At 69.6% G+C, this 19187-nt stretch carries 15 protein-coding genes; 7 read left to right on the forward strand and 8 right to left on the reverse strand.

The genetic code is table 11. The annotated features are described in order from the left end of the window. The first annotated feature begins 48 nt into the window (after nucleotides 1–48). On the forward strand, nucleotides 49–786 hold the full coding sequence (locus ACLQ2O_RS22880; protein ID WP_425834604.1) for a DUF2993 domain-containing protein: 738 nt from the start codon (nucleotides 49–51) through the stop codon (nucleotides 784–786). Between the two features lie 60 nt (nucleotides 787–846). Here the strand turns inward: ACLQ2O_RS22880 and ACLQ2O_RS22885 are convergent, their stop codons facing one another. Then, nucleotides 847–1116 carry a DUF3817 domain-containing protein gene (locus ACLQ2O_RS22885; RefSeq protein ID WP_425834606.1) on the reverse strand — a complete coding sequence of 90 codons (270 nt, stop codon included), beginning with the start codon at nucleotides 1114–1116 and terminating at the stop codon, nucleotides 847–849. Nucleotides 1117–1118: 2 nt separating this feature from the next. Further along, nucleotides 1119–1673, reverse strand: coding sequence for a hypothetical protein (locus ACLQ2O_RS22890; protein ID WP_425834608.1), 555 nt, complete (start codon nucleotides 1671–1673; stop codon nucleotides 1119–1121). Between the two features lie 142 nt (nucleotides 1674–1815). Between ACLQ2O_RS22890 and ACLQ2O_RS22895 the strand changes: the two genes are divergently transcribed. Both ACLQ2O_RS22895 and ACLQ2O_RS22900 read left to right on the forward strand, forming a co-directional pair. After that, a complete protein-coding gene (locus tag ACLQ2O_RS22895; protein WP_425834610.1) occupies nucleotides 1816–2787 on the forward strand; it encodes a GlxA family transcriptional regulator in 972 nt (323 codons plus the stop codon). A 25-nt stretch (nucleotides 2788–2812) separates the two neighbouring features. Further along, nucleotides 2813–3493: an ANTAR domain-containing protein gene (locus tag ACLQ2O_RS22900; protein WP_425834612.1), complete on the forward strand. Its 681-nt coding sequence runs from the start codon at nucleotides 2813–2815 to the stop codon at nucleotides 3491–3493. A 375-nt stretch (nucleotides 3494–3868) separates the two neighbouring features. Here ACLQ2O_RS22900 and ACLQ2O_RS22905 read toward each other — a convergent pair whose 3' ends face one another. Together ACLQ2O_RS22905 and ACLQ2O_RS22910 are read right to left on the reverse strand one after the other, a co-directional pair. Continuing rightward, nucleotides 3869–7522 (reverse strand): CARDB domain-containing protein, encoded by a 3654-nt coding sequence (locus tag ACLQ2O_RS22905; RefSeq protein ID WP_425834614.1) that lies wholly within the window; start codon nucleotides 7520–7522, stop codon nucleotides 3869–3871. A 284-nt stretch (nucleotides 7523–7806) separates the two neighbouring features. Beyond that, the gene (locus ACLQ2O_RS22910; protein ID WP_425834616.1) at nucleotides 7807–8631 is read right to left on the reverse strand and encodes an SAM-dependent methyltransferase; all 825 of its coding nucleotides are present in this window, start codon (nucleotides 8629–8631) and stop codon (nucleotides 7807–7809) included. 250 nt (nucleotides 8632–8881) lie between these two features. Here ACLQ2O_RS22910 and ACLQ2O_RS22915 point away from each other — a divergent pair, with 250 nt between their 5' ends. Together ACLQ2O_RS22915 and ACLQ2O_RS22920 are read left to right on the forward strand one after the other, a co-directional pair. Then, on the forward strand, nucleotides 8882–10309 hold the full coding sequence (locus tag ACLQ2O_RS22915) for a polysaccharide lyase 6 family protein (RefSeq protein ID WP_425834618.1): 1428 nt from the start codon (nucleotides 8882–8884) through the stop codon (nucleotides 10307–10309). A gap of 61 nt (nucleotides 10310–10370) precedes the next feature. Further along, on the forward strand, nucleotides 10371–10913 hold the full coding sequence (locus tag ACLQ2O_RS22920) for a dihydrofolate reductase family protein (RefSeq protein ID WP_425834620.1): 543 nt from the start codon (nucleotides 10371–10373) through the stop codon (nucleotides 10911–10913). Here the strand turns inward: ACLQ2O_RS22920 and ACLQ2O_RS22925 are convergent. Both ACLQ2O_RS22925 and ACLQ2O_RS22930 read right to left on the reverse strand, forming a co-directional pair. Then, the gene (locus ACLQ2O_RS22925) at nucleotides 10891–11214 is read right to left on the reverse strand and encodes a YciI family protein (protein WP_425834622.1); all 324 of its coding nucleotides are present in this window, start codon (nucleotides 11212–11214) and stop codon (nucleotides 10891–10893) included. The genes ACLQ2O_RS22920 and ACLQ2O_RS22925 overlap by 23 nt on opposite strands. Before the next feature lie 285 nt (nucleotides 11215–11499). Continuing rightward, entirely contained in the window at nucleotides 11500–12426 is a 927-nt protein-coding gene (locus ACLQ2O_RS22930) for an SDR family oxidoreductase (protein WP_425834624.1), read from the reverse strand. Nucleotides 12427–12520: 94 nt separating this feature from the next. On the opposite strand from ACLQ2O_RS22930, the gene ACLQ2O_RS22935 reads away from it, so the two are divergent. Further along, nucleotides 12521–13195 carry a TetR family transcriptional regulator gene (locus tag ACLQ2O_RS22935; protein ID WP_425834626.1) on the forward strand — a complete coding sequence of 225 codons (675 nt, stop codon included), beginning with the start codon at nucleotides 12521–12523 and terminating at the stop codon, nucleotides 13193–13195. Here ACLQ2O_RS22935 and ACLQ2O_RS22940 read toward each other — a convergent pair. Further along, on the reverse strand, nucleotides 13176–14015 hold the full coding sequence (locus tag ACLQ2O_RS22940) for an HAD family acid phosphatase (RefSeq protein WP_425834628.1): 840 nt from the start codon (nucleotides 14013–14015) through the stop codon (nucleotides 13176–13178). The two genes, ACLQ2O_RS22935 and ACLQ2O_RS22940, sit on opposite strands and share 20 nt — an antisense overlap. 225 nt (nucleotides 14016–14240) lie before the next feature. On the opposite strand from ACLQ2O_RS22940, the gene ACLQ2O_RS22945 reads away from it, so the two are divergent. Then, nucleotides 14241–15416 carry an MFS transporter gene (locus tag ACLQ2O_RS22945; protein WP_425835269.1) on the forward strand — a complete coding sequence of 392 codons (1176 nt, stop codon included), beginning with the start codon at nucleotides 14241–14243 and terminating at the stop codon, nucleotides 15414–15416. 56 nt (nucleotides 15417–15472) lie between these two features. Here the strand turns inward: ACLQ2O_RS22945 and metH are convergent, their stop codons facing one another. Continuing rightward, nucleotides 15473–19075, reverse strand: a complete 3603-nt coding sequence (metH, locus tag ACLQ2O_RS22950) for a methionine synthase (RefSeq protein WP_425834630.1) — start codon at nucleotides 19073–19075, stop codon at nucleotides 15473–15475. Nucleotides 19076–19187: the final 112 nt, after the last annotated feature.

Raw genomic sequence — 19187 nt, forward strand, 5'->3', positions numbered from 1 at the left:
ACGACGTCGTACGGCGAGCGCCCTCCGGTATGCCCTAGGCTCCCGCCCGTGAGTACTCGTGCAGACCGCCCGAAGCCGCGCCGCCGGGGCCGTGGGTTCCTGATCTTCCTGGTGATCGTGCTGCTGATCCTGGTGATCGGCGACCGGGCCGCCGAGTCGGTGGCCGAGAAGCGGCTGGCGACCGAGGCGGTCAACGAGGCGGCGCAGTACGACGTGACCGCGGCGAGCACGAAGGCGGAGGTCGGCGGGTTCGGCTTCCTGCCGCAGCTCGCGAAGGGCGAGTTCTCCGAGATCACCGTGACGATGGACCAGCCGAGCGTCTCGAACGTGGCGGCCGAGGAACTGACGATGGTGATGCAGGGGATCCAGGTCCCCCGCGCGATGCTGACCGGCGACACGAGCGCGACCGTGACCGTCAGCCGCGCCGACGTTCACCTGAAGATGTCGCCGGCCGCGTTGACCAAGCTGACGGCGGCGGCGAGCGGGATCGAGGGCCTGAACCTGTCGGCCGTCGGCGAGAAGCTGCAGGCCAAACTGACCGTCCGCGGCTTCGACGCGGTGGCGACCGTGCGGCCCGAGGTGCGCAACGGGCGGATCGGGCTGGTCGTCGAGAACCTGCCGGACGGCGTTCCGTCGCAGGTCAGGACGGTGATCACCGCATTGCTCGCGCGCGGGGTGCGCATCCCTGACCTGCCGTTCGGGGCGCGCGTGACCGGCGCGGACGTCGAGGGCCAGTCGTTGCGCGTCACGGCGACCGCGACCGACGTGAAGCTCTCCGGGTCTTAGTCCGTACGACGTATTCCGGGCGCCGAGCAGCGGATGTCCCACCTGATGGATCCCGCGCGGCTACAGCTCCACAGGATCGTTGTCTTGGGCAACGGTGTTGAGGCGGCGTAGGACGAGCAGGCCGCCGATGGCGGGGACCAGCGCGAGAAGCTTGGTGTTGGTGGTCGCTCCCGCCGAGCGCGCCGTGAGGATGACGACGAGCAGGTAGCAGCAGCCGTGGGTCGGGCCGATGAGGGACGAGACGGCGGGCCAGTGCACGGTGAAGAGGTTGGTGAAGAGGATCACCAGCGAGACGACCTCGGCGGTGGCCGCGGCGCGGAGTGCGGGCATGGTCAGACTCCTGTGGTTGAGCCGGGGCGGGTGATCATCAGGACCGTCACGGTGGCCCAGAGCAGGTTGAAGAGGCCGGCGTGCATCGCGAGGCGAGCAGGAGTCTTCTCGTCGGGCGTGGCGGTCAGGACGCGTTCCTGTCCAGGGAGAACGAGCAGAACCAGTACGGCGGCCGCGATCGCGGTGAGCGTGATCGAGATGATCAGCCACGGATCGCCGAGCACGTCGAGACTGCGCGCCGTCGCCAGTCCGAAGGCCGGTACGGCGATGCCGACGACGGCGTACACCCTGCAGATCCTGTGCAGCGTTCGAAGCTCGCTCACCTCGCGTTCCGCACGCACAGCGAGCGCGGCCTCGACCGCGCGGTTCATCGCAGCGGGCGGCACCGCGGCCGTCGGGTCGGGAGCACCGGCAGGCGGCTCGGGAGCACCGGCAGGCGGGTCGACGACGGCGAGCAGGCGGCGGGTCGCCGCCGGGAAACGGCTGGCGGCCACCGCCACGGGGCCGATGGCGAGGATGGCCGCGATGACGTGGATCGAGAGCAGCAGCTTGGTCACGCGGTGGACGGTAGTGGCCGCCACGACTCCCACGGAACTGGCTAGCGAGCCAGAGACCAACGGATTCTCGCCAACTCCTTCAACAGGCGATTTGTCAACACCAGGCGTTGGCTGGAATCGGTGGAGCATCTACGATCCAGCCATGCACACCGTGGCCGTGCTCGCTCTCGACGACGTGATCCCGTTCGACCTGGCGACGCCGATCGAGGTGTTCAGCTGGGCTCGGCTGCCCGACGGGCGGTCGGCGTACCAGGTGAAGGTCTGTGGCGCGACGGCGTCGGTCGCGGCCGGTGCGTTCGCGCTGCAACCGCCGTACGGGCTGGAAGTGCTCGCCGAGGCGGACACGATCGTCCTGCCGGGCTGCCGTGATCTCGACCGGCCGATCCCGGAGCCGGTGCTCGACGCGCTCCGCGACGCCGCTGCGCAGGGCACGCGGATCGCGTCGATCTGCATTGGTGCGTTCGTGTTCGCCGCGACCGGGCTGCTCGACGGCCAGCGGGCGACCACCCACTGGTTCGCCGCCGACCTGCTGACCGAGCGGCACCCCGAGATCGAGGTCGACCCGAACGTCCTCTACGTCGACAACGGCCAGTTCCTCACGTCGGCGGGCGCCGCCGCGGGGCTGGATCTCTGCCTGCACCTCGTACGCCGGGACTACGGCTCGGCCGTCGCCGCGGACGCCGCTCGGACGGCGGTGATGCCCCTGGAACGCGAAGGCGGCCAGGCCCAGTTCATCGTGCACGACCAGCCGCCGACTCCCCGCGGCTCCGAGCTCGAACCGCTGCTGCGCTGGATGGAGGAGAACTGCGCCGGCGACCTCACCCTCGACGACCTCGCCGCCCAGGCCGGGATGAGCACCCGCACCCTGAACCGCCGCTTCCGCGAGCAGACCGGGACGACTCCCCTGCAGTGGCTGCTGCGGACGCGAATCCGGCGGGCACAGTCGTTGCTGGAGGCCACCAGCCAGCCGGTCGACCGCATCGCCGGCCGCGTCGGCTTCGGCTCCCCCACCGCCTTCCGCGAACGCTTCAAACGCGTCGTCGGCACCAACCCGCACGCCTACCGCGCCGCCTTCCGCCAGGCCGACCCCGCGGGCCGCGCACCGGTTCGCTGAGCCCTGCGATGGGTACCCGGAGAGCATGAATGACTCGCGCCTGCTCGAAACCGCTCGGCTGCTGCGCCGTGCGCTCACGCCCGGCGATCTCGACCACACGTTGAGTCAGATCACGCACGCCGCGGTCGAGATGATCCCTGGGGTCGACTACGCGAGCATCACCGTCCTGCAGAGCGACGGCAAGCTCGGTACCAGCGCCCCGACCGACCAGCGGCTGCTGCCGCTCGACGCCGCGCAGTACGAGTTCCGCGAAGGACCGTGCTACTACGCGGCCGTCGACGCCGTGCACGTGATCTCCCCGGACCTCGCCCGGGACAGCCGCTTCCCGCGCTACGCCACGGTCGCCCTCGCCGCCGGCATCCGCTCACAGGCCGGCCTGCGTCTCTTCGACGCCCCCAAGTCCCAGGGCGCCCTCAACCTGTACGCCACCGAGGTCGGCGCCTTCGAGGACTTCGCCACGGTCAGCGCCCTGTTCACCCACCAGGCCGCGACCGCGATCGCCTACGCCCAGGAGATCAACGACCTCCAGCAGGCCATCCAGACCCGCGGCGCGATCGGCCAGGCCGTCGGCATCGTGATGGAGCGCTACCAGCTCAACGACGAACGAGCCTTCGCCTTCCTGGCCCGCCTCTCCCAGGACCACAACATCAAGCTCCGCCGGGTAGCCGAAGAAATCGTCACCGAGCTCGACCAACGCAGCAGCTGACTGGGGAGGGGTAAGGGGAGCCGCCGCCCCGACGGCTAGGCGCTTCGCGCCTGCCGGCCCCGCGCCCGCCGACCGAACACCCCCGCGCCGATCCACACCCCGACCAACCCAACACCCCACACCCACCCCACCCCACCCCACCCCACCAACACCCCACGCCTGCCGACCGGGCCTGATCCCCACCTCCGAGTTCGACCCCGTCGAGAGTCCACCGCCAACTGCCTGGCGCTGGCCAAGTAGTTGGCCGGCCGGCCGTGGATCCTCGCCCGGCCTTCTTGTGCTTCGCGCCTACCCGCCCCCACCAGCGTCCGCCTCCCCCCAACGCAAGCCCGGGCCCGGCGCTGTGGCGCCGGGCCCGGGGTTTTCAGGTGCGGACTACTGACCGGAGATCGTGAACTGCGAGCCCGGTTCGATCAGGACGTTGCCGTCGCGGGAGTTGGTGATGGTGGTGTTGGTGAGGGTGGCGTTTCCTCGGGCGCCGCCCATCGCCAGGATGCCGGAGCCGTTGGTGGACTTGTCGATGCGGACGTTCGTGATCGCGACGTTCGCCATCACGCCGCCGCCGGTCTTGAACTGGATGCCGTCGTAGGTGGAGTCGAGGATCTCGGTGTCGCGGATGGTGACGCCGGGGATCGGGAGGTTCTGCGGGAACAGCGTGATCGCGCCGAACTCCTGGTCCTCGTTCCAGAACGCGCCGCCGGTGCGGTAGAGGCCGTTGTTGGCGATCAGCGTCTGGCCCGAGAACGGCAGCGGGTCGTGGTCGGTCGCCAGCATGATGCCGGGGTAGTTCATCGTGTCGTAGATCAGGTTGTTCTCGATCTTGTTGTCGTAGCCGCCGTACACCGCGATCCCGTTGGCCCGCCAGGGCAGCTGGATCGTGTTGTTGGTGAACGAGTTGGTGTGCGCGACGTCGACCGCCTGGTCCTTGACGTACTTGTTCGCCCAGACCGCCAGCGAGTCGTCGCCGGTGTAGCGGAACGACGAGTTGAACACCTTGGAGTTGCGGGTGCCGTTGGTGAAGTTGATCCCGTCGGCGTAGGTGTTCCGGATCCGCATCCCGCTGAACTCGAGCCCGTCGCCCGGGCCCCACAGCTCCTGGATGTTGTCGTAGTCGCGACCGACCCAGACCCCGACGTTGGCGTGCTCGATCCACACGTTGGTGATCTTGGTGCCGACCCCGAACCGCCCGTTCAGGCCGACGCCACCCTCGGCGTTGCCGTCACCGCCGCGGATCCGGCCCGACCCGAAGATCGCGATGTCGGAGATCTGTGTGTTCTTGTCGATGTCGAACCCGAAGTTCCCTTCGTGCGGGTGGTTGATCCCGCCCGCGTTCTGCGGCTCGACCGTCGAGTACAGCTGCGAGTGCCACATCCCGGCTCCGCGGAGGGTGACGTTGCTGATCCCGACCTGGTTGTACTGACCCCGGTTCAGCGGGTCGTCGGTGAGGATCTTCTTCTCCTGCCGCCACTGGCCGGCCGGGATCCAGACGCAGCCGATGACGCCGTTCTGGTCGTCGGTGACGGCCCGCTGGATCGCGTCGGCGTCGTCGATCCCGTCGTTCGGTACGGCGCCGTACTGAGTGATTGACGTACAACCGGTTGGCTGGCTGAGAGCGGGAGCGACCTGCTCGAGGTCGATCGTGTCGATGACGTAGAACGACGCGCTGTCGCCGGCGTCGCGCTGCAGCTTGAACTTCGTTCCGGCCGGGTACGACGTGCCGAGCAGCGCGCTCGACTCGTCGAACAGCCGCCGGGCGTCGCCGCCCGGCGTGTTGGTCAGCCCTTCCGGCTGGTCGGTGTTCCCGTACAGCCAGCTGTGCCGCGACGACAGCGTCAGCTTGCGGCTGAAGGTGCCGTTCACGTACAGGCTGATCGTTGCCTCAAGCCCCTGTCCGTTGGCGGAGTCGGGGATCGAGTTGCGGACCACGATCGAGTTCGACTGGTTGGTCGAGGTGAACTCGACGAACTGGCCCTGGCTGGTCAGCCGCACCGAGCTGCGCCCGGACGACTCGGTCGCGAAGTTCGTGTGACCGAAGGTGCGCAGCGCGTCGGTGACGAGCAGCTGGCCGGTGTAGTTCGCCGCTTCCGCCTCGTACGACGTGTACGGTACGGCGGCGCCGCGGCCGACCACGATCGCCCGGGTGAACACGTTGTTCGTCTCGTTGGTCTCGGCAACGACCCCGGTCGCGTCGGCCGTGGCGGTGATCGTCGCGCCGCCGTTCCCGGCCGTCCAGGTTCCGCTGATCGCAACGTTGCTGGTGGCACCAGCTGCGACAGCCGCCGTGGTGCCGTTGAGCGTCGTACCGCCGACGACCACGCGGGTCACCGAAGCAGCGGACGCGGAGGTCCCCCGGTTGTTGACGGCAACGGTGAAGCTGACCGCCTGACCGACCGCCGGGTTGGCCGGGTTGGTCGTGACGCCGGTGACCTGGAGGTCCGGGCCGGCCGCCTGCGCAATCACCAGTTGCGTGGGCGCCGTGAAGGCGTTGTTGTCGTTGTTCTGCTCGACGACGGTGTTGGTCGGGTCGACGACCGCGCCGACGGTGTACGAGCCCTGCGCGCGGGGGCCGGCGTTGAAGGTGACCGTGGTCGAGGCACCGGCGGCGAGCGCGCCGACCGGGGAGCTGCCGACGACCGTGCCGCCGAGGGTGAAGTTGACCGTGGTCGCGGGCGCCGCGGCCGAACCGACGTTCCGCACGGTGCCGGACAGTGTGATCGGGCTGGTCTCACTCGGTGAGGCCGGCGTCCAGGACAGGGCGCTGACGACGAGGTCCGGGTTCGGAGCCGCCGTACCGATCACCTGGAGCTCGGCGACCTGGCCGCCGGGTGCGCCGGTGTTGCTGAAGAACTGCAGCCGCAGGTCGGCGATCCGGCCGCTGACCGGGATCTCGACGGTGCTCTGCGACGAGGGGTTGAAGGTGTAGTTCGCGCGGCCGGACAGGGTGGTGAAGGCGGTCGCGTTCTGCTCGCGGCCGAGCACCTCGAAGTTCTGGGTGCGTGCGCCCCAGGACTGGTCCGGGTTCAGCTTGACCACGACCGAGCTGACGTCGGCGTTCGAGCCGAGCTTGACGGTCAGCGTGGCCGGGAGGCCGTTGGACTCCCAGTACGTCGCCAGGTTGTTGTCGTTGGCGTTGGCCGCAACGAAGGTGTGGATCGTCGACGACGCCTCGATTGGCTTGCCGGTGGCGAGGTTGGTGCCGCCGCCCTGGCCGGCCCGACGGACCCGGTTGCTGTCGACGGACTCGTTCCCCGCGGCATCGCGGGCGCGGACGGAGTACTCGACCGTCGCTGACGCCGGCTGGTTGTCCGTGTAGGTGAGGACGTTGCCCGCGACCGTGGTGACGGCAGTGTTGTTGCGGTAGACGACGTACCCGGTGACGCCGACGTTGTCCGTCGCGGCCGACCAGGCGAGCCGGATCTGGCCGCTCGCGGGCTCGGTCAGGCTCAGGTTTCCGGGTACGGTCGGCGCCTGGGTGTCGCCGCCGGTGTCCGGGCCGTGCACCTCGAACTCGGACAGCTGACCGGCGGCCCAGCCCGTGTTCGCGGTGATGTTCAGCCGGACGTACCGGACGCTGGTGGCCGGGAAGGTGATCGTCACGGTGTTCGCGTCGGCCGGCGTGAAGTTGTAGCCGGTACCGGTGACGATGTCGCTGTACGCCGTGCCGTTGGTGCTGCCCTGGACGGCCAGGGTCTGGGTCCGCGCACCCCAGCCCGCCGGGAGCTTGAGCACGACCCGGTCGACGCTCTTGGTGGCGCCGAGGTCGGCGCGCAGCCACTGCGGGAACTGGCTGTTGTTGCTCTCCCAGTAGGAGTTCTGGTTGCCGTCACCGGTGTTGGTGGCCGGGTACTCCCCCAGCTGGCTGCTCGCGGACAGGGTCTTCGGGAGCGCGGCCGCGGGGGCGGCGGCTGCGGTCGGGGCGGTCGGGGCGGTGACGGTCGCGGAGGCGATGGCCGGTGTGGCACCGGCGAGGATCAGGGCTGCGGAGAGCAGGCCACTGATCAGCCGCCTGCGGGGCTGGCTCCGTTTCATGGACGTCCTCAGGTCTGGGCGGGGAACTGCAGTCTGAGCTACGTAACTTGCGCTGTGTTGCGAGTTTCTTGCGCCGTAGTAGCCAAAGCTTGCAGGCGTCGCAGCCGTTCGTCAACGGCTCGTCAACGGTTGATCACTCGCTGGTGCACGTGGGGAGTGCAAGGGAAGGAAAGCCCCGACTGGGGTGGTGGAGGGGGATTGGTGATGTGCGCCTGGCGGGGCGACTACTTGCTGGGGGGCACCGTCGGGCGGGCGACTACTTGCTGGGGGGCACCGTCGGGCGATTACTTGCGGGCGAGTGCTGCCAGCACCAGGCGGGTGACGCCGGTGGGCTTGGCGGATTGTTCGGCGCTCGGGCACGAGTCGGCGATCGTGGTCAGGCCGGGCGGCAGCAGCTCCAGCCCCTCGACCAGCTCGGCCACCTCGGCCGGCGTACGGAACGCGATCGTCTTGACCGCCGGCCGTAGCGCGTCCTCGACCGAGGCCGAGAAGTCCGCGAGCCGTCCACCGTCGCGCGGGTTGATCGGATGCGTCAGCGCGAGGTACGAGCCCGGCACCATCGCCGACAGGTACCCGACGACCGCCTGCCGCGCGCGTTCCTGCCCCGGGACGTGGTGCAGGACCAGGCCCTCCAGTACGCCGACCGGCCGGCTCAGGTCGAGCGCCTTCTCGACCACCGGATCGCCCAGTACGGCGGCCGGGTCGGTCAGGTCGGCGTCGACGAAGTGGACCGTGCGCTCGTCGGCCAGCAGGGCGAGCCCGTGGGTGGCGACGGTCGGGTCGTTGTCGACGTACACGACGGTCGCCCGCGGGTTCAGCCGCTGGACGACCTCGTGGGTGTTGTCCGCGGTCGGCAGGCCGCAGCCGAGGTCGAGGAACTGGTCGACGCCGCCGTCGCGGACCATCGTCTCGATCATCCGGGCCTGCCAGCGGCGGTTCTCGCGGACCAGGTTCGGGATCTCGGGGGCGACCTTGATCAGCTCGGCGTACAGCTGCCGGTCGACCTCGAAGTTGTTCTTGCCACCCAGCAGCAGGTCGTACACGCGGGCCGCGTTCGGGCGGCTGGTGTCCACGTCCGGCAGGAAGGACCGCCGGCTGCCGTCAGCCACCACTCGCGTCACCCCACCCGCGCCCGAAGGATCCGAAAACCTGGATTGTCGGCGAGGTTATCGCAGGTCGGCGGTTGCCTACATCTTCCTGCCCCACGGAACACCGAGACGTGATCGTTCCGGTGCACAGAAATCGTTCACCCGTTCCCCGGCAAGCGCTTGCCACGCAGTGGCCGGGACCCCAGACTGAGCGCCACCCGGGCCCGTGGAACACGGTCCCGGCACCGCCCCGACGTACCGGAGGACCGCCATGCACCGCCGTACCTTCCTCGCCTCGACCGCCGCGCTGGCCGTCGCGGGTCTCACCGCGAGCCCGGCCCACAGCTCGACCACCACCCGGGCCCGCCCGGCCCGCGCCCGCACGCTCGACGAGCTCCGCGGCCAGATCGCCTCGGCCGGCCCGGGCGCGTCGATCAGCCTGGCCGACGGCACGTACGACGTACCGGCCGATCGCCCGCTCGCGGTCAACGGCCGGCGCGGTACGGCGGACGCGCCGATCACGATCGCCGCCGAGCACCGCGGCAAGGCGGTCCTGACCGGGCAGCGCGGCTTCACGTTCGCCGACTCGTCGTACGTGACCGTGAACGGGTTCGTGCTCAGGCAGCGCTCGACGCTCGAGCTGCCGCTCACCTGTCACCACCTGCGGCTGACCCGGAACGACGTCCAGCTGACCGACTCGGACGGGCTGAACTGGTTGCTGGTCAAGGCCGACAACACCAAGCTGGACCGGAACCACTTCCACGGCAAGGCCACCCTCGGGGTGTTCGTCGGGGTCGAGGGTCCGAACGGCGACGGGATGGCGCGCGGGCTGCACATCCTGCGGAACTACTTCTCCGACCACACCTTCACCGGCGACAACGGCGGCGAGCCGATCCGGCTCGGGCTGAGTGGCCGGTCGCTGGCCGACGCCGGCGCGCTGATCGAGCAGAACCTGTTCGAGCGCGCGAACGGCGACCCCGAGGCGATCTCGGTGAAGTCGAGCGGCAACACGATCCGGGACAACACGATCCGCAACAGCCTCGGCGGGATCGTGCTGCGGCACGGCAACCGAACGCGGGTCGAGGGCAACTTCATCCTTGCCGGAAGCAACGGGATCCGGATCTACGGCAACGACCACCTGATCGTGAACAACTACGTCGAGCAGGTGGCGAGCGCCGGGATCGTGCTCGGCAGCGGGTCGGTCCGCGACCACCTGGCCACCGACTCCCCGGAGAGCCGGCGCGGCAACGACGCCCCCGACCGGGTGATGATCGCGCTGAACACCGTCCTGTCGTCCGGCTCCGCGATCAGCGGCGAGAGCCAGCGAACCCTGCCGCCGCTGGGCTGCACGATCTCGGACAACCTTCTGGTGGGTGACTCCGGGGACCTCGTCGCGATGCCTTACCAGCAGGGCATCACCTGGTCGGGCAACCTGCTGTGGGGCGCCGCCGGCAACGGCAACATCCCGTCGGGCGGCTACCGCCGGGTCGACCCCAAGCTCACGACGTCCGGCGTACGGCGGTTGACCGCGGGCAGCCCGGCGATCAACGCGGCCGGCCGGTCGTACCCGTCGGTGACCCGCGACCTCGACGGTCAGCCGCGCTCGGGCAAGGCCGATGTCGGCGCCGACGAGTACAGCACCGCCGTACCGCTCAACCGCCCGCTCACGCCGGCCGACGTGGGACCGTCCGCCCCCTGACCGATGAGTTCTTCCGGGGTCGCTCGTCTCAACAACAACTGGCAACCCCGGAAGGAATCCCATGGCCAAGACCCTCTACTCCGTCTCCATGTCGCTCGACGGCTTCATCGCCGGCCCCGGCGGCGACATGTCCTGGCTCACCGACCACCTCGGCCCGAACCCGGTGATCGGTGAGCTGCTCGGCGACATCGGCGCCCTCCTGGTCGGCGCCACGACGTACGGCGGCGACGACCCGCACAAGGACGACGACGGCGCCGGCAAGGCCTTCGGCGGTGGCTGGGACGGCCCGCAGTACGTCGTCACGCACCACCCGGGCACGCCTGAGGACAAGGTCTTCTTCGTCCCCGACGTCGTCACCGGCCTCGACGCCGCCGAGGCCGCCGCCGGCGACAAGTACGTCAACATCATGGGCGCCGACGTCGCCCGCCAGGCCGTCGAAGCGGGCCGGCTGGACGAGATCCTCACCATCATCGTTCCCGTCCTCCTCGGCGACGGCACTCCCCTGTTCCGCGGTCGCAGCGTCCAGCTCGAACGCATCCACCACAGCGCCGTACCGCAGGCGAACAACCTCTGGTTCAAGGTCAGTAGTCGCCGGCCGCTGTGAACATCACCGGGCGGATGTCGACGCCCGCGCCCTCCCGCGTCGCCTCGGGCAGCAACGACGCCAACTCGACCGCCCGCGCCGCGGAGTCGACGTCCAGCAGGTAGCAGGCGTGGATCGGAGCACCCGGCGAACCGAGCACGGTGGCCAGCGAGGGGTCGGCGAGCAGGTGTCCGTCGACCAGTTCGCCCGCGTCCTGGGCCGTACGGCGAAAGGCCGTGTGGTCCGGCGGGCGGGACTGGTCGACGGCGTGCAGGATCACCAGGTACTTCATGCGGCCGCTCCGATCGTCAGGTGCTGTCATCAACCAGACGGTGCCGGGCGGTGGATTTTGACATCATCGGCCCATGATCCTGGCGTACTGAGCGCGAGGGGATGCGCCGCGCGGCGAGCTGGTGGAAGGGCGAATGGACCGACGACCTGGTCTTCGGGCGGCTGCACCCGGACTGGCCCAGGGCCCAGTAGTGCCGCGCGGTCAGCCTGATCTTGCCGTCGTCAGCAACAGGAAGCCTTTCCCGCAAGGCATCCCGGACCTCGAAGTCCGCGGCCACCCGCTGCCGGGCGTGCTCGACGAACCGCCGGCTAGAGCTCAGGCGGCGACGGTGGGAAGGGTGACGCCGGTCAACTCCTCCGCCGTCTTCCAGAGCCGGGCCGCGACCTTGTCGTCGAGCGCGCTCTTCGGCGTCTTGGCGAGCTCGGTCGGTCCAACCAGGCCGAACCACTGCGACGGCCCGTAGTACTCGCGAGGCTTGACCTCCGGACCCACCGCCGCGACCAGCAGCGGCTCAGCACCCTGCTCGACGCCCTGCGAAGGAAGCGGCATTTTGACGAGCACCTGGGCCAACAGCGACGGCTTGTCCCGGCCGAGGCTCGCACCGGCGGTCTGCAGGTTCGTGCGGGTGTAGCCGGGGTGGGCGATCGTGCTCACCAGCGGCCAGCCGCGCTCGGCGGCAATCGTGGCGAGCTGTCGGCCCATCATCAGGTCCGCGAGCTTGGACTGCGCGTACGCCGCCGTCGGGCGGTAGCGCTGCTCGGCGTTCAGGTCGTCGAAGTTGATCTTGCCGCGGTTCGCCATCCCGCTGCTCATCGTCGCGACCCGCGGCGCCGGCGCCTTCAGCAGCAACGGGAGCAGCCGCAGCGTCAGCGCGAACGGGCCGAGGAAGTTGCTGCCGAACTGCAGCTCGAACCCGTCGGCCGTGGTCATCCGCTGCGGCGGGACCATCACGCCGGCGTTGTTGACGAGCAGGTCCAGCGGTACGCCGTCCGCGATCAGCCCGTCGGCGAACTCGCGCACCGACGCGAGGTCGGCCAGGTCGACCCGCCGGACGTCGAGCAGGGCGCCCGGGTGCTCGGCCAGGATCTCGGCGCGCGCCGCCTCACCCTTCGCGACCGTGCGCACGGCCATCACCACGTGGGCGCCGGCCGCGGCCAGCCGCTTGGCGGTCTCCTTGCCGGTCCCGCTGTTGGCACCGGTGACCACGGCGTACTTGCCGGTCTGATCAGGGACCTCGTACATGTCTCACTCCTTAAAAGACTGCCGGTCTGTTGTCTTCGACAGTAACAGACCGGTGGTCTGATCACAACAGACCATCGGTCTGTAGACTGGGAGCATGACTTTCCAGCGAGCGCGCAGCGAGGAGCAGCGAGCCGAACGGCGCCGGGTGATCCTGGCGACCGCGCGGGAGATGCTGACCGAGCAGCCGGTCGCCCAGCTCACGCTGAACGAGCTGAGCCGTCGCGTCGGCCTGGCGAAGTCGAACGTCCTGAACTACTTCGACTCCCGCGAAGCCGTGCTGCTGGCGCTGATGACCACCGAGACAGCCGACTGGCTGGTCGCGCTGGAGACCGCCGTGAGCGGGTTCGACCAGGCGAGAACACTCACCCACAGAGCAGAAAAGCTGGCGAGCACGCTCGTGTCGACGCTGACCGCGCGGCCGATGCTGTGCGAGCTGATCAGCGCACAGGCCGCCGTGCTCGAGCACAACATCTCGACCGAGATGGCGCTGAACTACAAGCGGTCCGCGGTCGCGGACTTCGGGCGGATGGCCGCGGCGGTCCGCGTCGCCGTACCGGAGCTGGACGAGGAACGGGCTGCCCAGTTCATCACTGTCGCGGCGCTGCTGGCCGGGGCGATCTGGTCGCACTCGCGGCCGTCGGCGGCGGTCCTCGCGGCGTACGAGGCCGCGCCGGAGCTCACCGCGATGCGGGTCGAGTTCGGGCCCGCACTGCGGATCGCTCTGGACGGCCTGCTGTTCGGGCTGTTGCCTAGGGCAAGTAGTAGTTAGGGTTCGGCAGCTTGAAGGTCTTGTCCGCGGAGCCGCCCTTCAGGTCGCTGAACTGGTCGCCGAAGTTCGCGACCACGTCGTACCCGAGCGATTCGATGTGCGCGCGGGTCGCCGACTTGTAGTGGATCGTCGTGCAGGATCCGTTCGGGTCCGCCGCGCACGCCTTCTTGAGGTACGCCGGGTAGTCGGCGACCGCCGGCTTCGTGAACAGCCCGTCCTCACCACCGCGCAGCGTGGTCGGCTTCGGGAACCCCGCGTCGATGCCGACACCGTCCGCGGTCAGGTTGCCGAGCGTCGCCTGCTCCTGCGCGGCGCCACGACCGGTCAGGAAGAAGACCGCGTACCCCTCACGCTCGGCGGTCTTCACCAGGTCGACCATGCCCGGCACGGCCGGGAACTTCTGGCCGGTCACGAACTCGCCGTTGGTCGTCGGGTTGAACGCCCAGTTGTTGGCGATCTCGTAGTTCCAGGTCGCCAGCGCGGTGTCGTCGACGTCGAGCAGGATCGCCTTCGTACCGCGGGTGTGGTGCCGCGTCGAGAGGAAGCGCTTGCCGTCGGCGGCGACCCCACGGGCCTCTTTGGCGTAGTTGCTGTCCGCGGTGAACGAGCCGGTGCCGAGCGGGTCACCGTAGTAGTTGCGGAGCTGCTGCCGCAGTACGTCGATGTTGGTGACCTGCTTCTCGGTCCGCGGCGTGGAGGTCTTGATCGCGGGCTGCTGCGCCGCGACGCCGGCCGAGTAGGCGACCCCACCGACCACCGCGACGCCCGCGACAGCCACGACCCCGGTCAGCACCAGCCGGCGCCAGGAACGGTTGAACATGATGACCCTCTCCCAAATGGATAGCTAACCAATGCAAACTAACCCCGGAAGCGGTGGTCGGCGCCACACAGCGCCGAGATGTGGGGGAATCCCTCAGCACTCCTCATCCGGACACTGAGACACCCGGCCAACGGAGGCTGAACTGGTTTAGATTTCAGCTTCCGACAGGTGTCTTCTTAAGGGTGGCTAATGGCCTGCGCTGTTGAACTCGCACCGGTGCGGCCGATGTGGTCGTCGAACTTCCGGCTGTACTTCGGGGCCCGGACGACCTCGTTGCTCGGGGACGCGATGATCCCGGTGGCGTTGTCGGTAGGGGTGCTCGACGCCGGGTACGGCGCGACCGGCGTGGGCTACGCGCTGGGCGCGTGGCTGGCGGCCGTTGCCCTGTGCATGCTGTTCGGCGGCGTGCTGGCCGACCGGTTCACGCCCCGCCGGATGATGGTGCTGGCCGACTTCGCGCGGTTCGCGCTGCAGGCGGTGACCGCGATGCTGTTCCTGGCCGGTGCGCCGTCGCTGGTGCTGATCGTCGTGCTGCAGTTCCTCAGCGGCGCGGCGACCGCGATGTTCCAGCCGGGCGTCGCGAGCATGGTGCCGCAGGTCGCGGACGACGTGCAGAAGGCCAACGGGACGCTGCGGATCGCGGAGTCGATGGCCGGCGTGCTCGGCCCGGCGCTGGCCGGCGTCCTGGTCAGCGTCTCCGGGCCCGGGGTCGTGTTCGGGATCTACGCGGCGACGTACGCCGTCAGTGGTGCGTGCCTGCTCGGGCTGAAGCTCGACACCGCGCCGGCTTCGACCGGCGAGCCTTTCCTGGCCGAGCTGGTCGCCGGGTGGCAGGCGTTCCGGGCGCGGACGTGGCTCTGGTCGGTGATCGCGATCTTCGGCCTGTACGGCTGCTTCGTCGTCGGTACGTCGTTGCCGATCGGCGCCGAACTGGTGATCGGGCACCTCGACTCGACCGCGCTCGGGCTCGGGCTGGCCGCGTTCGGCGCCGGTGGCGCGATCGGCGGCACGCTCGCGATCCGCTTCCGGCCACGGCGTCCGCTGGCGGTCGGCGCGATCGGCTGGGCGCTGTTCGCGATCTACCCGCTGGTCCCGGCGCTGCGCCCGAACCTGACCGTCCTGATGATCGGCTGGTCGATCGCGGGCGCCGGGATCGCCTTCTGGTCGGTGCTCTGGTCGACCACCGTCCAGACCCAGGTCCCGCCGGACCTGCTCAACCGCGTCTACGCGTACGACGTCGCCGGGTCCCTCGTGACGATGGCACTCGGGCGGACGGTCGCGGGTCCGCTGGCGGGGATCACCGGCGAGGTGCCGTTGATGGTTTTCGCTGCTGTTCTCGGGGTGTTCTGCGCGGCGCTGCTGGTCGTCGTACCGGCTACTCGGCGGCTGACGACTTCTTGACGTCGTGCCAGGTAGCGGGGTGGCGGGGCGCACTCGCATGCGCCCCACCGTGCCGCCTACTGCGGCTCGTACGCCAGGTTCGGGCGCAGCCAGCGCTCGATCTCGGCGAGCTCCATCCCGCGCCGCTTGGCGTAGTCCTCGACCTGGTCGCGGCCGAGCCGGCCGACGCTGAAGTACCGTGCCGACTCGCTGGCGAAGATCAGGCCGGACACCGCGGCGGCCGGGGTCATCGCGAACGACTCGGTCAGTGCGAGGCCCAGCTTGTCGGCCTCGATCAGGTCGAACAGTTCCTTCTTCTCGCTGTGGTCCGGGCTCGCCGGGTACCCCAGCGCGGGCCGGATCCCGCGGAACCGCTCCGCGTGCAGGTCGGCCAGCACCGGCTCGACGTCCGGCTCGAACCAGGCCTTGCGGGCCTCCAGGTGGATCCACTCGGCGAAGGCCTCGGCCAGCCGGTCGGCCAGCGCCTTGACCATGATCGCCCGGTAGTCGTCGTTGTTCGCCTCGTACGACGCCGCCAGCTCCTCGGCCCCGTGGATCGCGACGCCGAACCCACCGAGGTGGTCGCCGGCGGGCGCGACGTAGTCGGCCAGGCAGCGGTTGTGCCGTCCGGCCGGCTTCTCGGTCTGCTGGCGCAGCATCGGGAACGAGACACCGCGGTCGTCCAGGACGATGTCGTCGCCCTCGCTGTGCGCGGGCCAGAACCCGTACGCGCCCTTAGCGGTGAACGACTTGTTCGCGATGATCTGGTCCAGCAACGTGTTCGCGTCGTCGAACAGCTCGCGCGCGACCTCGTTCTCCAGGATCGCCGGGTACTTGCCCTTCAGCTCCCAGGCCAGGAACAGGAACTGCCAGTCGATCATCTCCCGCAGCGTCTCCAGGCTCGGCGTCTCGCGCCGCAGGCCGGTGAACGCGGGCACCGGCAGTTCGCCGTACTCGACCGGTTCGGCGTTGGCCCGGGCCTGCTCGACGGTCAGCAACGGTGCGCGCTGCTTGTTCGCGTGCTGCTCGCGGAGCCGGTCCTGGTCCTCACGGTTGCTGATGGCAAGGGCCGCGGACCGGTCGTCGTCGAGCAGGTCGGAGACCACGCCGACCACCCGCGACGCGTCCAGCACGTGCACGGTCGTCTGGTCGTACGCCGGTGCGATCCGGACAGCGGTGTGCTGCTTGGACGTCGTCGCGCCACCGATCAACAGCGGCAGCTCGAGCCCACGGCGCTGCATCTCGGCGGCGACCGCGACCATCTCGTCCAGCGACGGCGTGATCAGCCCGGACAGGCCGACCGCGTCCGCGCCCTCGGCGATCGCGGTGTCGAGGATCTTGGCGGCCGGCACCATCACGCCGAGGTCGATCACCTCGTAGTTGTTGCAGCCGAGCACGACGCCGACGATGTTCTTGCCGATGTCGTGCACGTCGCCCTTGACCGTGGCCAGCACGACCTTGCCCTGGCCGCGGACGTCCTCGGCCCGGCCCTCCTGGCGGGCCAGCTCCTTCTCGGCCTCCATGAACGGCTCCAGGTAGGCGACCGAGCGCTTCATCACCCGGGCGCTCTTCACCACCTGCGGCAGGAACATCTTGCCGGCGCCGAACAGGTCGCCGACGATCTTCATGCCGTCCATCAGCGGACCCTCGATCACCTGCAGGGGCCGCGGGTACTGCACCCGGGCCTCCTCGGTGTCGTCCTCGATGAAGTCCACGATGCCGTGCACGAGCGCGTGCGACAGCCGCTCCTGGACGGTTCCCTCGCGCCAGGTCAGGTCGACCTCGCGCCGGGTGCCCTTGCCCTTCACGTTCTCGGCGAAGCTGACCAGGCGGTCGGTGGCGTCGTCGCGCCGGTTGAAGATGACGTCCTCGACCAGCTCCAGCAGGTCCTTCGGGATGTCCTCGTAGACCGCCAGCTGCCCGGCGTTCACGATGCCCATGTCCAGGCCGACCTTGCCCGCGTGGTACAGGAACGACGAGTGCATCGCCTCGCGCACGATGTCGTTGCCGCGGAACGAGAACGACAGGTTCGAGATGCCACCACTGATGTGGACGCCGGGACAGCGTTCCTTGATCAGCGGCAGCGCCTCGAGGAAGTTCAGCGCGTACCCGTTGTGCTCGGACATGCCGGTCGCGACGGCCAGCACGTTCGGGTCGAAGATGATGTCCTCGGGCGCGAACCCGATCCCGGTCAGCAGGTCGTACGCGCGGCCGCAGATCGACACCTTGCGCTCGACGGTGTCGGCCTGGCCCTGCTCGTCGAAGGCCATCACCACCGCGCCGGCGCCGAAGTCCATGATCCGCCGGGCCCGCTCGAGGAACTCCTCCTCGCCCTCCTTCAGGCTGATCGAGTTCACCACGCCCTTGCCCTGCACGCACTTCAGGCCGGCCTCGAGCACGGTCCACTTCGAGCTGTCGATCATGATCGGGATCCGGGCCACCTCGGGCTCGGTCGCGATCAGGTTCAGGAACGTGGTCATCGCCTGCTCGCTGTCGAGCAGGTCGGCGTCCATGTTCACGTCGAGCAGGTTGGCGCCGCCGCGGACCTGCTCCAGCGCCACGTCGACCGCGGCCTGGTGGTTGTCGGACTCGATCAGCCGGCGGAACTTCGCCGACCCGGTCACGTTGGTCCGCTCGCCGATCATCACGAAGCCGGTGTCGGCGCCGATCTTGAACGGCTCCAGCCCGCTGAACCGGGTCCGGGTCTCGTGGTCGGCGAGCTTGCGCGGCGCCTGGCCCTTGACCGACTCGGCGATCTTGGCGATGTGCGCGGGCGTCGTACCGCAGCAGCCGCCGACGACGTTGACCAGGCCGGACTCGGCGAACTCGCCGATCATCCCGGCGGTCTGCTCGGGCGTCTCGTCGTACCCGCCGAAGGCGTTCGGCAGTCCGGCGTTCGGGTGCGAGGCGACGTAGGTGTCGGCGAACCGGGCCAGGTCGGCGACGTGCGGGCGCATCTCGTGCGCGCCGAGCGAGCAGTTCACGCCGACGACCAGCGGCTTGGCGTGCTCGATCGAGCTCCAGAACGCCTCGACGGTCTGGCCGGACAGCGTCCGCCCGCTCAGGTCGACGATCGTCACCGAGATCCACAGCGGCAGCTCGGGGGCGACCTCGCGGGCCGCGGCGATCGCGGCCTTGCAGTTCAGGGTGTCGAAGATCGTCTCGATCAGCAGCAGGTCGACGCCGCCGTCGCGCAGTGCCGCGATCTGCTCGGCGTACGAGTCCTTGACCTGCTCGAACGTCACCGCCCGGTACGACGGGTCCTCGACCCGCGGCGACAGCGACAGCGTGACGTTCAACGGGCCGATCGAGCCGGCCACGAACTTGCCGCCGGCCTCGTCGGCGGCCTGGCGGGCCAGCCGCGCGCCCTCGAGGTTCATGTCCCGGACCAGCGACTCCAGGCCGTAGTCGGCCTGGCCGATGCTGGTCGCGGTGAAGGTGTTGGTGGTGGTGATGTCGGCGCCGGCGTTCAGGTACTGCCGGTGCACGTCGAGGATGACGTCCGGACGCATCAGGTTGAGCAGGTCCGGGTCACCGGTCACGTCGTGGGTGTGGTCGACGAAACGATCGCCCTTGTAGTCCTCGGGGGTCAGCTTCGCGCCCTGCAGCATCGTGCCCCACGCACCGTCCAGCACGGCGATGCGCTGGTCGAGCAGGTCCCGCAACGAGCTTGTGGTCACCCTTAGCCTCCAGAAGATTCCCGGAGGCGCCCTTGCAGTAGTGACTCAGGACGAGCGTGGCGGGCCTCCGGCCCGTTGCAGCGCCTCTCGGCCCAAGCAACGATCGTACTGG

Source organism: Kribbella sp. DT2 (assembly GCF_049844575.1).
GTDB lineage: Bacteria > Actinomycetota > Actinomycetes > Propionibacteriales > Kribbellaceae > Kribbella.

Excerpts from the sequence above, each read along its gene's own strand:
- ACLQ2O_RS22935 (WP_425834626.1), top strand. The coding sequence starts at position 12,521 with ATGACTTTCCAGCGAGCGCGCAGCGAGGAGCAGCGAGCCGAACGGCGC.
- ACLQ2O_RS22925 (WP_425834622.1), bottom strand. The coding sequence starts at position 11,214 with ATGACAGCACCTGACGATCGGAGCGGCCGCATGAAGTACCTGGTGATC.
- ACLQ2O_RS22930 (WP_425834624.1), bottom strand. The coding sequence starts at position 12,426 with ATGTACGAGGTCCCTGATCAGACCGGCAAGTACGCCGTGGTCACCGGT.
- ACLQ2O_RS22920 (WP_425834620.1), top strand. The coding sequence starts at position 10,371 with ATGGCCAAGACCCTCTACTCCGTCTCCATGTCGCTCGACGGCTTCATC.
- ACLQ2O_RS22940 (WP_425834628.1), bottom strand. The coding sequence starts at position 14,015 with ATGTTCAACCGTTCCTGGCGCCGGCTGGTGCTGACCGGGGTCGTGGCT.
- ACLQ2O_RS22900 (WP_425834612.1), top strand. The coding sequence starts at position 2,813 with ATGAATGACTCGCGCCTGCTCGAAACCGCTCGGCTGCTGCGCCGTGCG.
- ACLQ2O_RS22915 (WP_425834618.1), top strand. The coding sequence starts at position 8,882 with ATGCACCGCCGTACCTTCCTCGCCTCGACCGCCGCGCTGGCCGTCGCG.
- ACLQ2O_RS22895 (WP_425834610.1), top strand. The coding sequence starts at position 1,816 with ATGCACACCGTGGCCGTGCTCGCTCTCGACGACGTGATCCCGTTCGAC.
- ACLQ2O_RS22905 (WP_425834614.1), bottom strand. The coding sequence starts at position 7,522 with ATGAAACGGAGCCAGCCCCGCAGGCGGCTGATCAGTGGCCTGCTCTCC.
- ACLQ2O_RS22945 (WP_425835269.1), top strand. The coding sequence starts at position 14,241 with ATGTGGTCGTCGAACTTCCGGCTGTACTTCGGGGCCCGGACGACCTCG.
- ACLQ2O_RS22885 (WP_425834606.1), bottom strand. The coding sequence starts at position 1,116 with ATGCCCGCACTCCGCGCCGCGGCCACCGCCGAGGTCGTCTCGCTGGTG.